The 12,275-nt window shown below is 73.0% G+C and carries 10 protein-coding genes; 6 read left to right on the top strand and 4 right to left on the bottom strand.

Going from position 1 to position 12,275, the window contains the following annotated elements; all coding sequences use genetic code 11:
* Nucleotides 1-70: 70 nt before the first annotated feature.
* On the bottom strand, nt 71-298 hold the full coding sequence (locus tag ACFY30_RS01700; RefSeq protein WP_390843196.1) for an exodeoxyribonuclease VII small subunit: 228 nt from the start codon (nt 296-298) through the stop codon (nt 71-73).
* Entirely contained in the window at nt 282-1,517 is a 1,236-nt protein-coding gene (xseA, locus tag ACFY30_RS01695; protein WP_390843195.1) for an exodeoxyribonuclease VII large subunit, read from the bottom strand. The genes ACFY30_RS01700 and xseA overlap by 17 nt, the downstream gene beginning before the upstream one ends.
* Nucleotides 1,518-1,667: 150 nt before the next feature.
* On the opposite strand from xseA, the gene ACFY30_RS01690 reads away from it, so the two are divergent.
* On the top strand, nt 1,668-2,696 hold the full coding sequence (locus tag ACFY30_RS01690; RefSeq protein ID WP_390843194.1) for a 4-hydroxy-3-methylbut-2-enyl diphosphate reductase: 1,029 nt from the start codon (nt 1,668-1,670) through the stop codon (nt 2,694-2,696).
* A gap of 73 nt (nt 2,697-2,769) precedes the next feature.
* Nucleotides 2,770-3,525: a polyphosphate--glucose phosphotransferase gene (gene ppgK, locus ACFY30_RS01685; RefSeq protein WP_390843193.1), complete on the top strand. Its 756-nt coding sequence runs from the start codon at nt 2,770-2,772 to the stop codon at nt 3,523-3,525.
* Nucleotides 3,526-3,871: 346 nt separating this feature from the next.
* On the opposite strand, the gene ACFY30_RS01680 is transcribed toward ppgK, so the two are convergent.
* The gene (locus tag ACFY30_RS01680; RefSeq protein WP_390843192.1) at nt 3,872-4,279 is read right to left on the bottom strand and encodes a DUF6542 domain-containing protein; all 408 of its coding nucleotides are present in this window, start codon (nt 4,277-4,279) and stop codon (nt 3,872-3,874) included.
* Nucleotides 4,280-4,936: 657 nt separating this feature from the next.
* Here ACFY30_RS01680 and ychF point away from each other — a divergent pair.
* A complete protein-coding gene (gene ychF, locus ACFY30_RS01675; RefSeq protein ID WP_390843191.1) occupies nt 4,937-6,025 on the top strand; it encodes a redox-regulated ATPase YchF in 1,089 nt (362 codons plus the stop codon).
* A gap of 89 nt (nt 6,026-6,114) precedes the next feature.
* Here ychF and ACFY30_RS01670 read toward each other — a convergent pair whose 3' ends face one another.
* Nucleotides 6,115-7,041 (bottom strand): kinase, encoded by a 927-nt coding sequence (locus tag ACFY30_RS01670; RefSeq protein ID WP_390843190.1) that lies wholly within the window; start codon nt 7,039-7,041, stop codon nt 6,115-6,117.
* A gap of 113 nt (nt 7,042-7,154) precedes the next feature.
* On the opposite strand from ACFY30_RS01670, the gene ACFY30_RS01665 reads away from it, so the two are divergent.
* The 3 genes from ACFY30_RS01665 to ACFY30_RS01655 all read left to right on the top strand — a co-directional run bounded on the left by ACFY30_RS01665 (nt 7,155) and on the right by ACFY30_RS01655 (nt 11,879).
* A complete protein-coding gene (locus tag ACFY30_RS01665; RefSeq protein WP_390843189.1) occupies nt 7,155-9,491 on the top strand; it encodes a DEAD/DEAH box helicase in 2,337 nt (778 codons plus the stop codon).
* Between the two features lie 264 nt (nt 9,492-9,755).
* The gene (locus ACFY30_RS01660; protein ID WP_390843188.1) at nt 9,756-10,979 is read left to right on the top strand and encodes a DUF4190 domain-containing protein; all 1,224 of its coding nucleotides are present in this window, start codon (nt 9,756-9,758) and stop codon (nt 10,977-10,979) included.
* Between the two features lie 147 nt (nt 10,980-11,126).
* Nucleotides 11,127-11,879, top strand: coding sequence for a GntR family transcriptional regulator (locus tag ACFY30_RS01655; RefSeq protein WP_390843187.1), 753 nt, complete (start codon nt 11,127-11,129; stop codon nt 11,877-11,879).
* The last annotated feature ends 396 nt before the right edge of the window (nt 11,880-12,275 follow it).

Here is a 12,275-nt window from a genome sequence, read left to right as displayed (position 1 = left end):
GCAAGAGAAGTTCAAGGTTCAACAAAACTGGGGGTGTGGTGACCGTCCTCACAGTCACCACGGGCCACCCCTACGTGTCGCTCGCCCCCGCGCCCTCCTCCTCGGCCAGCGCCGCGTCCAGCCGCGCCCGCGCGCCCTCGAGCCAGCGCCGGCACACCTTGGCCAGCTCCTCCCCGCGCTCCCACAGCGCCAGGGACTCCTCCAGCGTCGTCCCCCCCGCCTCCAGCCGCCGTACGACCTCGATCAGCTCGTCGCGCGCCTGCTCGTACCCGAGGGCTTCCTCAGCCTTGCTCGTCATGCACCCCGTCCTGGTTGTCGACTCGAACAGTGAACTCACCCTGGGCGACCCGCGCCCGCAGCGCCTCGTCCGCCGTCACCTCGCCCGGATCCCGCACCACGTGCCCGTCGGCCTTCTGCAGCACCGCGTACCCCCGCCTCAGCGTCGCGGCCGGCGAGAGCGCCACCACGCGCGCGTGCGTGTGCGTCAGCTCGGAGTCCGCGCGGTCGAGCAGATGCCCGAGACACCGCCGGGAACGGTCGGTGAGCGAGGAGACGAGATCGGCCCGCTCGTCGATCATCCGGTGCGGGTCCTGTATCGCGGGCCGCGCCAGCGCGTGGGCGAGCCCGCGCTCCTCGCGCTCCACGAACGCCTCCGCACACCGCCGCGCCCGCCCGCGCAGCATCCGCACCCGCTCCAGCTCCTCACCGACGTCCGGCACCACCTTCTTGGCGGCGTCGGTGGGAGTGGAGGCACGCAGGTCGGCCACATGATCCAGCAGCGGATTGTCGGGCTCGTGCCCGATCGCCGAGACGACCGGGGTACGGCAGGCGGCGACCGCCCGCACCAGCTGCTCGTCGGAGAACGGCAGCAGATCCTCCACACTGCCACCGCCGCGCGCGACGATGATCACGTCGACCTCGCGGAGTTCGTCCAGCTCCTTCACGGCCTGGACGACCTGCGACACCGCGTGCACCCCCTGCACCGCGACATTGCGCACCTCGAAACGGACCGCGGGCCACCGGTGCCGGGCGTTCTCCAGCACGTCCCGCTCGGCGGCCGACGCCCGCCCGCACACGAGCCCGACGAGCTGCGGCAGAAAAGGCAACGCCTTCTTCCGCTCGGCCGCGAACAGCCCCTCCGCCGCCAGCGACTTCTTCAGCTGCTCCAGCCGGGCCAGCAGCTCGCCGACCCCCACGGGCCGTATCTCGACGGCCCGCAGCGACAACTGCCCCCGCGGCGCGTACCACTCCGGCTTCGCGTGGACGACGACCCGCGCGCCCTCCCCGACGACGTCCGCGACGGCGTCGAACACCTGCCGGTAACAGGTCACGCTCACCGAGATGTCGTACGACGGATCGCGCAGCGTCAGAAACACGACACCCGCACCCGGGCGCCGCGACAGCTGGGTGATCTGCCCCTCGACCCACACCGCGCCGAGCCGGTCGATCCACCCCCCGATGAGCCGCGACACCTCACCGACGGGCAGCGGGGCGTCCGCGGACGTGTTCACAGCCATGCGCCCGAGGGTATAGGCCCGGACTGACAACGCGGGGTCGGCGAATTCGGCCCGTCCGGCGTCTGAGGACGAGGCAAGTCCAGGGCCGGAGCGGGGGGCCGGGGGCGGCAGCCGCCGGGCACGCCGACGGCGGCCGGACCCGGCCTTACGATGGGACACATGACTGCTTCGCCTGCCCGCCGCCGTGTCCTGCTCGCCGCTCCCCGGGGCTACTGCGCGGGCGTGGACCGCGCCGTGATCGCCGTCGAGAAGGCCCTGGAGCAGTACGGCGCCCCGGTCTACGTCCGGCACGAGATCGTCCACAACAAGTACGTCGTGCAGACCCTGGAGAAGAAGGGCGCCATCTTCGTCGAGCGGACGGAGGAGGTACCGCCGGGCAACATCGTGATGTTCTCGGCGCACGGCGTCGCACCGGTCGTCCACGAGGAGGCCGCGCGCGGACAGCTCGCCACCATCGACGCGACCTGCCCCCTGGTCACCAAGGTCCACAAGGAAGCGGTCCGTTTCGCGGGCGAGGACTACGACATCCTCCTGATCGGGCACGAGGGCCACGAGGAGGTCATCGGCACCTCCGGCGAGGCCCCCGACCACATCCAGCTCGTCGACGGCCCGGGTGACGTCGCCAAGGTGGAGGTGCGCGACCCCTCCAAGGTCGTCTGGCTGTCGCAGACCACCCTCTCCGTCGACGAGACGATGGAGACGGTCGACGCGCTGAAGGAGAAGTTCCCGCAGCTGATCTCCCCGCCCAGCGACGACATCTGCTACGCCACCCAGAACCGTCAGCTCGCCGTGAAGCAGATGGGCGCCGAGGCGGAGCTGGTGATCGTCGTCGGCTCCCGCAACTCCTCCAACTCCAAGCGGCTCGTCGAGGTCGCCAAGATCGCCGGCTCCCGCGCCGCGTACCTGGTGGACTTCGCGAACGAGATCGACGAGGCCTGGCTGGAGGGCGTGAGCACGGTCGGCGTGACCTCCGGCGCCTCCGTCCCCGAGGTCCTCGTCGAGGAGGTCCTCGCCTGGCTCGCCGAGCGCGGCTTCGAGGACGTCGAGCTGGTCAAGGCCGCCGACGAGCACATCACCTTCTCGCTGCCCAAGGAACTCCGCAGGGACCTGCGCGAGGAGGCGGCGGCCCTGGTGGAGGCGCGCGGCGGCAGCGGTGCCGCGGGCTCCGCGAGCGCCTGAGCGCCCCGGGCGGCTCCGGCCTGCGGGCCGCCTCGGGTGAGTGACCGTCAGTCCGCCGTCGTAACGTGGAGCCATGCAGATCTTCGGCGTGGACATCGGCGGATCCGGGATCAAGGGCGCCCCTGTGGACCTGGACAAGGGCGACCTGGCTCAGGAGCGCCTGAAAGTGCTCACCCCGCAGCCGGCGACGCCGGACGCGGTGGCCGACGGCGTCAAGGAGGTCGTCGAGCACTTCGGGTGGACGGGCCCGGTCGGCCTCACCTTCCCCGGTGTGGTGACCGGCGGGTCCACCATCCGTACGGCGGCCAACGTCGACAAGGGCTGGATCGACACGGACGCGCGCGCGTTGTTCAGCGAGCGGCTGGGCGGGCTGCCGGTGACGGTGGTCAACGACGCGGACGCGGCGGGCGTCGCCGAGGCGGCCTTCGGCGCCGGGCGCGACCGCAAGGGCACGGTCATCCTGCTGACCTTCGGTACGGGCATCGGCAGCGCCGTCTTCGTCGACGGCGCCCTCGTCCCCAACACCGAGCTCGGCCACCTGGAGCTGAACGGGCACGACGCCGAGAAGCGCGCCTCCAGCAAGGCCAAGGAGGACCACGAGCTGACCTGGGAGCACTGGGCACGCCGCGTCCAGAAGTACCTCGCGCACGTGGAGATGCTGTTCTCACCCGAGCTGTTCATCATCGGCGGCGGCGTCAGCCGTAAGTCCGAGAAGTTCCTGCCCTACATCGAGGGCATCAAGGCGGAGATCGTCCCGGCGCAGCTGCAGAACAACGCGGGCATCGTGGGGGCGGCGATGCGAGCGGCGGAGAAGAGCCCGGGCAGCTAGGGCGTCCGGGACAGGGGCGCCTGCCGCGCGACGCCCGGAGCGCTCCCCCCTGCCGTGGAGGGGTGGGAGCCACCCAGGTGCCCCACTGGTCGCACCGCCCGCCCGAAAGCCCGAGTACGCCCGGTACCAGGCAGGGCTTCCGGGCGGCAGGCCGGGAGCACGCTCCCCGACGCTGGGCCCCGCTCGCGCGGAAGGGGCCCCACGACGCCACGCGGCCGCCCCGCGGGCGACGACGCAACATCCGCAGCAGGCCCTGGAGGGCCTCGCCGCCCTCGCCGCGGCCGGTCCCGGTCTCGCCCGCCGCACCTTTGAGGCGACGGCCCGCGCCGCCCCGCACCGGGCGGTCTCAGGACGCCCCCTGAAGTCGCGGGCGCCGGCTCGCGGCCCGGCGGCGGGCGGCCCGCCGTACGGCGCGCGCGAAGACGGTCGCGGTCGCGGCGAGCGTCCCGCCGTAGAGCCAGCCGGCCTGGGTGGCCAGTGCCGTGACCAGGCCCATCAGCCGCGCTCCCACCCCGCCCTCGTCCCCGGTCACGGGCAGCAGCCCGAGGGCGAAGGCGATCGGCACGACCACGGGCGCCGACAGCAGATCGCCCCGGCGCACCCACAGGGCGGTCAGCACGCACACCGGCAGGAACAGCACGCTGTAGACGATCAGCGAGCTCCCGAACAGCAGTTCGTCCACACTCCCGAGCGCGCACATCAGCACCCCGCTGAACAACCCGCTCCCGAGCCCCGTCAGCCGGGGGTTCGGCATCCTCCGGAGAGCCCGCACCAGGGCGACGGGGGACAGGCGCCCGCCGGGGGAGGGGCGCCCCGCCTCACGGGAGCGCGCACCGCCGGCCACCGACCGCGCGGATCCCGAGGGCCGGCGATCGCCCGGGACCCGGGGCGTCCCCGAGCCCCGGGCCGGCCCGGAAGCCCGCTGAGCCGCCGAGCCCCGGGCCGCCCCCGACATCCTGGGCGAGCCGGAGGGCCGGGGCGGCACCGACGGCCGGCCGGGACCGGTTCCGGTACGGCCGGAATCGGAGCCGAGCGCGCCCTGCGCGGGACGAGCGGTGCCGGCGGGACGGGTGGGACGAGCGGGGCGCGCCGGACCCGCGCCGACACGCGGCTCCTTGCGCACCCGCCCCCGTTCCTGGGGTGGCAGGGGCGGCGGTGAAGGCGGGTCCCGGTGGGTCGTGTTCCGTGGGGGGCGCGTCCTGTGTTGCTCCACTGGACCAACTTAGGTCGGTTTATGTGCCGAATCGGGTGTCGGACACGCCGAGGGGCGAGCCTCGGCCAAGCGTTCTACAGGCCCGCCGGGCCGGCGCCCGGCACGCCGTAAACTGGTGGATCGGCCGGCCCTCCGGCCCCCAGGCCCCCTCACCGCGGGAACCGGCCCCCTGGCCCTCTGACTACGGGAAGTCGCAACGTGTCGCTCACGATCGGAATCGTCGGTCTGCCGAATGTCGGCAAGTCGACCCTGTTCAACGCCCTGACCAAGAACGACGTGCTGGCGGCCAACTACCCGTTCGCCACGATCGAGCCGAACGTCGGCGTGGTCGGCGTCCCCGACGCCCGCCTCACCAAGCTGGCCGACATCTTCGGCTCCCAGCGGATCCTCCCGGCGACCGTCGACTTCGTCGACATCGCGGGCATCGTGCGCGGGGCCTCCGAGGGCGAGGGCCTCGGCAACAAGTTCCTGGCGAACATCCGTGAGTCCGACGCGATCTGCCAGGTCATCCGCGCCTTCAAGGACGAGAACGTCGTCCACGTCGACGGCAAGGTCTCGCCCAAGGACGACATCGAGACGATCAACACCGAGCTGATCCTGGCGGACCTCCAGACGATCGAGAAGGTCCTCCCCCGGCTCCAGAAGGAGTCGCGGATCAAGAAGGACGTCGCGTCGAAGGTCAAGGCCGTCGAGGAGGCCAAGGAGATCCTGGAGAGGGGCGACACCCTCTTCTCGCAGGGCATCGTCCAGGGCAGCGAGCGCGCCGAGCTCCTCCACGACCTGCACCTCCTCACCACCAAGCCCTTCCTCTACGTCTTCAATGTCGACGAGGACGAGCTGACCGACGACTCCTTCAAGGACGAGCAGCGCGCCCTGGTCGCCCCCGCCGAGGCGATCTTCCTCAACGCCAAGCTGGAGGCGGACCTCGCCGAGCTCGACGAGGAGGACGCGATGGAGCTCCTGGAGTCGGTCGGCGCCGAGGAGCCCGGCCTCGCCACCCTGGCCCGCGTCGGCTTCAACACCCTCGGCCTGCAGACCTATCTCACGGCCGGCCCCAAGGAATCCCGCGCCTGGACCATCAAGAAGGGCGCCACCGCCCCCGAGGCCGCCGGCGTCATCCACACCGACTTCCAGAAGGGCTTCATCAAGGCGGAGGTCATCTCCTTCGCCGACCTGGTGGAGACCGGCTCGGTCGCCGAGGCCCGCGCCAAGGGCAAGGCCCGCATGGAGGGCAAGGACTACGTCATGCAGGACGGCGACGTCGTGGAGTTCCGCTTCAACGTGTGAGCGCAGCAGGGGGCCGGACTCCTAAGAAGTCCGGCCCTTCGTCAATTCCGTGCCGGAGGCGAGCCGGGCCGTGTCCGACGGCGACGGGGTCATGGCCGGCCGGTCGTGAACTCCCACTGCTCCTCGAATCCCCACCGGCGCAGGCGCTGGCGGGCCGCGGGCGGGGGCGGGGTGGCGGGGGTGAACAGGAGGCCGGCGATGTCGCCGCTGTGGGCCACCTGGACGCCGAGCGCCGCGCAGTCGTGGGCGACGGCGAGGAGGCGGTCGAGGGCCGGGACGGGCAGGTGGCGCTGGTTCAGCAGCGCGCTCCGGGTGGCCACCGTGCCCAGCAGGGCCGCGTCCCCGGTGCGTACGGCCCGCCGGAGCAGCCCGCGCAGGTGGTCGAAGCGGGCGATCTCCGTGTCGTCGTAGCGGGGCGGCGGGAGGGAGAGGGTGTCCACGCCCCGGCCGTCGCCGTCCGGGCGGGTGCCGAAGCCGAGCACCCGCAGGGGAGGCAGCCGCCGGCCGAAGTCCTCCAGCACCCGCCCCTCGCGCTGCGCGAACAGCACCGTCGTCTCCTCGAACATCAGGGCGTCGGCGGCGGTCTCCGCGCGGACCGCGAGGCGGGCGGCCTCCCGTGCCGTCAGGGGGGCGTCGTACGCGTCCCGTACCGCGCGGACGGCTGCCAGGACGTCGCTGGTGGAGGAGCCGAAGCCCCGGCCGAGCGGTACCTCCCCCGACAGCTCCAGACGGCCGCCCGCCGGCAGGTCTCCCAGCGCCAGTTCGGCCGCGCGGCGGGCCTTGGTCTTCCAGGGCGGCGAGACCGTCACCGCGCCGCCCGGGGCCGGCGTGAAGGCCGCGCGGGTGGTGTACGACGGGCAGGGGAGGGTGACCAGGGCGCGGACGGGCGTGTCGCGGGCGGGGTCGGTGAACGCGCCCTGCAGGAGCTCCCCGTGGTGGGCGGGGGCGGTGCCCCGGCCGACACGCGCGCCCGTGCGCACCGACGTGGAGGCGACGGATGTGGATGCGACGGTCACGGCCCTCCCTCTCGTTGCCGCCGACATCGTGCCAGCCCGGCCGTTGTCGGTGCCGGGTGGGAGCATGGAGCGCGGCGGGTGGGACGCGCGCCGGCACACCGGGGGAGGGGACCATGGGGCGCACCGAGGACGCGGAAGGCATCGGCGGCAGCCGTGTCCCACCGCCGTACGATCCCGCCCCCGTCGTCGGCCGCCGGGCGCGCGAGCTGTACGAGGCCGGGGCGCGGCTGTACGACACCGCCCGCACCCTGCGCGCCGACCACACCCGCGCCCTGGAGGCGGTGCGTGCCGCCCACGCGCCGCTGCGCGACGCCCTCGTCGCCGAGGAGCTCCGCTCCCTCCCGCCGGCCCGGCTGAAGGACGTCACCGAGGGCCGGCTGAGGCTCGCGGCGCTGGAGGCCGCCGGATTCGACTCGGTGGGCGCCGTGCACGAGGCGAGCCGGCACACGCTCCAGCAGATACCCGGCGTCGGCCGGCAGACCGCCGACCAGGCCCTCGCCGCCGCCCGGCAGCTCGCCCGGGCGCTCGAGGAGACCGTCTCCGTACGGATCGACGTCGACGCCCCCGAGCCCCGCACCACCGCCCTGGTCACGGCGCTGCACCGGCTCGTCGAGGCCGGCCCCGATCTGCCCCGGGCCGTCGCCGCCGCCGAGCGCCACGAGACCCGGCTCGCCGAGCTGCTGCCCGCTCTGCGCCCGGCGACGAGCCGCCTCAGGCTGGCGGTGGCGGGCAGGCACCGCCGGGAGGCGGCCCGGGCGGCCGCACGGGAGCTGCGGGAGCTGACGGCCGAGGCGGCGGGGACCGACGTGGCGCTGCGGCTGGCGCAGGCCACCGCGGACCTGCTCCGTGAACCGGCGTCCGAGCTGGAGCCGTGGGTCGACTTCGAGGTGCGTTCCGCCGAGTACTACAGCCTGCTCGCGGAGATCTGCGCGCTCCCCGCGGACGTGGCGGCGGCCGAGGGGTTCGTACCGTTGGAGGTCGCCGAGCGGGTGCGCGCGCAGCCGCTGGACGACACCCACCGCCGGGTCTCCCTGCGCGGCTACCAGGCCTTCGGCGCGCGGTTCGCGCTCGCCCAGCGCCGGGTGGTGATCGGTGACGAGATGGGCCTGGGCAAGACCGTCCAGGCCATCGCGGTGCTCGCCCATCTCGCGGCGGAGGGACAGGCTCACTTCCTGGTGGTCTGCCCGGCCGGCGTCCTCATCAACTGGACGCGGGAGATCCGCGCCCGCAGCGCCCTCAGGGCGATTCCGGTCCACGGTCCGGACCGGCGGGACGCCCACGCGGAGTGGCGTGAGCGCGGCGGCGTCGCCGTCACGACGTTCGACGTGCTGCACACCCTGCCGGCACCGGAGGCGGCCACGGCCCCGGGCCTGCTGGTCGTCGACGAGGCGCACTACGTCAAGAACCCCGCCACCCGCCGCGCCCGCTCGGTCGCCGCGTGGGCCGGGGCGTGCGACCGCGTCCTGTTCCTCACCGGTACGCCGATGGAGAACCGCGTCGAGGAGTTCCGCACCCTCGTCCGTCATCTCCGTCCCGAACTGCTCCCGGAGATACGCGACAGCGACGCGGCCGCCGGACCGCACGTCTTCCGCAAGGCGGTCGCGCCCGCCTATCTGCGCCGCAACCAGGAGGACGTCCTCGCCGAGCTTCCCGCGCTGATCCAGGTCGACGAATGGGAGGAGTTCAGCGCCGCCGACCAGGAGGCCTACCGGGCGGCCGTCGCCGAGGGGAACTTCATGGCGATGCGCCGGGCCGCCTACGCCGACCCGGAGAAGTCCGCGAAGCTCCAGCGGCTGCGCGAGATGGTCGGGGAGGCGGCGGCCAACGGCCTGAAGGTGGTCGTGTTCTCGTACTTCCGGAGTGTCCTGGAGACCGTCCGGCAGGCGCTCGGGGACGGTGTGTCCGGCTCGATATCGGGGTCCGTGCCCGCCGCGCGCCGCCAGCGTCTCGTCGACGACTTCACCGCCGCCGACGGGCACGCGGTGCTGCTCTGCCAGATCGAGGCCGGCGGTGTCGGGCTCAACCTTCAGGCCGCCTCCGTGGTCGTCCTGTGCGAGCCGCAGGTCAAGCCGACGCTGGAGCACCAGGCCGTGGCCCGCGCGCACCGCATGGGCCAGGTCCGTCCGGTCCAGGTGCACCGCCTCCTGGCCACCGACAGCGTGGACGACCGCCTGCTGCGGATCCTGGCGAACAAGAACCGCCTGTTCGACGCCTACGCCCGGCGCAGCGACACCGCCGAGGCGACCCCGGACGCGGTCGACGTCTCCGACACCGGCCTGGCCCGCCGCATCGTGGAGGAGGAGCAGCGCAGGCTGACGGTGGGGGAGCGGCCGGGGGCGGCGGACGAGGCGGCCGGGGCCGCCGGGGCCGGGGTGGATCAGGAGACCACCGGCGGCGGTGTGGATCAGGAGATCACCGGCGGCGGTGTGTCCTCCGTCGTCAGGCCGTAGTCCCCCTCGGAGGCGAGCGGTGGCGGAAAACCGCCGTCCGGAGGCCCGCGTGCGCGGCTCTCGGGGCTCCCGTCGGCCGCCGTGCGGCAAGCGCGTTCACCGCCCGAATCGTCGTATTGGTGATCGCCGTTCCGCGTCCGCGTGCTGCCCGCTTACGATGCGCGCAGCCGAACAGTCGCACGCCTGTTCCGCGCCACCGTCGGACCTCGCTGCCACACCGCCCGCACCCCTGCCTGACCCGTCTGAACCAGGAGCACGGTACTCGTGTCCATACCCCCGCCCCCAGGGCCCCAGCAGCCCCAGGACCCGTACCAGCCTCCGCAGCCGCAGGGCGCGTATCCGCCCCCGTCGTACCCGCAACCCCAGCCCCAGGGGCCGTACCCCCAGGCCCCCTACGGCGCCGCGCCCTACCAGGTCTGGGGCCAGGGCTACACCCCCTTCGCCCGGCCCGCGCCCGTCAACGGCGTGGCCATCGCCGCCCTCGTCCTGGGCCTGCTGTGCTTCCTGCCGGCCGTGGGTCTGGTCCTCGGGATCATCGCGCTGGTGCAGATCAAGAAGCGGGGTGAGCGCGGAAAGGGGCTGGCCATCGCGGGGGCGGTCGTGTCGTCCCTGGGGCTCGCCCTGTGGGTGGTGTCGCTGTCCACGAACGCCGCCTCCGACATCTGGGAGGGCGTCAAGGAGGGTGCGAGGGGCAGCAGTTACTCGCTCGTCAAGGGCGACTGCTTCGACGTGCCGGGCGCGGGCTTCGACCAGGACGTCTACGACGTCGACAAGGTGCCCTGCTCCGGCGCGCACGAGGGCGAGGTGTTCGGCACCGTCCCGCTGTCCGGCGAGGACTACCCCGGCGACGGCTACGTCACCGACAGGGCCGAGGACGAGTGCTGGACGCTGCAGGACGGGTACGCCATGGACCCCTGGGCGCTGACCGACGAGGTCGAGGTCTTCTACCTCACGCCCACCGCCGACAGCTGGGCGTGGGGCGACCGGATGATCACCTGCGTCTTCGCGCACACCGACGAGTCCGGCACCCTGACCGGTTCGCTGCGCGCCGACGCGTCGACGCTCGACGCCGACCAGGTGGCCTTCCTCGAGGCGATGGACGCCGTCGACGAGGTCCTCTACGAGGAGCCGGAGGACTACGCCGAGGAGGACCTGGACGCCAACAAGGACTGGGCGGCGGACGTCCGGGACGTGCTCGGCGAGCAGGCCGAGGCGCTGCGCGGCCACCCCTGGTCCGGTGACGCGGAGAAGTCCGTCGTGGCGCTGGCGAAGGACATGGAGGCCGCCCGCGCGGACTGGGCGAAGGCGGCGACCGCGGGCGACGTCGACACGTTCTACCTGCACTACGACAGCGGCTACGAGTACGTCGACGGCGACACCACCGTCGCCGCCCGTGAGGCGCTGGATCTGGCCACCACCCCGCCCTCGTACGACGAGGACGACTACGACACCGGGAGTGACAGCGGCAGCGGGAGCGAAGATGTGTGATCACTCCCATAGCGGGGAGAAAGTCCCTGCGTAAAGCCCTGCCGGGCCACATGTCATCACATCGAGTGATTCTCTGGCCTTCGCTTGCATGGTCGAACCCACGGTTGCCACGCTGTTGCTGTCTGTACAACCTGATGGGAGCGGCCAGTGACATTCGGTGAGCAGCCGGCGTACCTGCGTGTCGCGGGTGATCTCCGCAAGAAGATCGTCGACGGCTCCCTGCCCCCGCACACCCGTCTCCCCTCCCAGGCCAGAATCCGCGAGGAGTACGGGGTCTCCGACACCGTCGCCCTGGAGGCCCGCAAGGTGCTGATGGCCGAGGGGCTGGTCGAGGGCCGCTCCGGTTCGGGCACGTATGTGCGGGAGCGGCCGGTGCCGCGCCGCATCGCCCGCTCCGGTTACCGGCCCGCGAGCGGGGCCACACCGTTCCGGCAGGAGCAGGCCGAGGCGCACGCACGCGGGACCTGGGAGTCCAGCAGTGAGCAGACCGAGGCGAGCGGCGCCGTCGCCGAACGGCTGGGGATCAAGGCCGGCGACCGCGTGATGTGCACCAAGTACGTCTTCCGGGAGGCAGGCGAGGCGATGATGCTCTCCACCTCCTGGGAGCCCCTCGCCGTCACCGGCCGTACGCCCGTGATGCTGCCGGAGGAGGGCCCGCTCGGCGGCATGGGCGTCGTCGAGCGCATGCGGGCCATCGACGTCATCGTGGACAACGTGGCGGAGGAGGTCGGCGCCCGCCCGGGCCTCGCCGAGGAACTCCTCGCCCTGGGCGGCGTCCCCGGGCATGTCGTCCTGGTCGTCCAGCGCACGTACTACGCCTCGGGCCGCCCCGTCGAGACGGCCGACGTGGTCATCCCGGCCGACCGCTACCGGGTGGCGTACCACCTGCCCGTCAGATAGCCGCACCATGCCCGCCCGGCGCCCTGCCCGCCGAATGGTTGCCGGCCTCGCGGCCCTGCGGCGGTTCTTCCGGTAGCGCATCGCGGCGGGCGGCGCACACCCCTCCGGCAGTTGCCCCCGGAAAACGCCCGCCGGGAGCCCGTTCCGCCGCCGTCAAAAACCGGCCGTTTCCGGCCGTTCTCGCAGGTCGCCCCATATATGCCCGACACCCCGCCGACCGGACGCGTCAGAGCGCGCGCACGGCGCGTTCGGCCCCGTGCGCCCCCTGCGTGCTGGCTGGTTGCGTACCTCTTTGTGCAAAGCCGTATTCGCTGTGTAAAGGTTAGGCGTACGCTCGGGCATATGCGGATTGCGGTTTCCTTGGAGAGCGGGGCGCGGGGCGGGCCGCGACGGGCA

The organism is Streptomyces sp. NPDC000345, from assembly GCF_042898825.1.
Lineage (GTDB): Bacteria > Actinomycetota > Actinomycetes > Streptomycetales > Streptomycetaceae > Streptomyces.
This window is presented reverse-complemented; position numbering and strand designations above follow the sequence as displayed.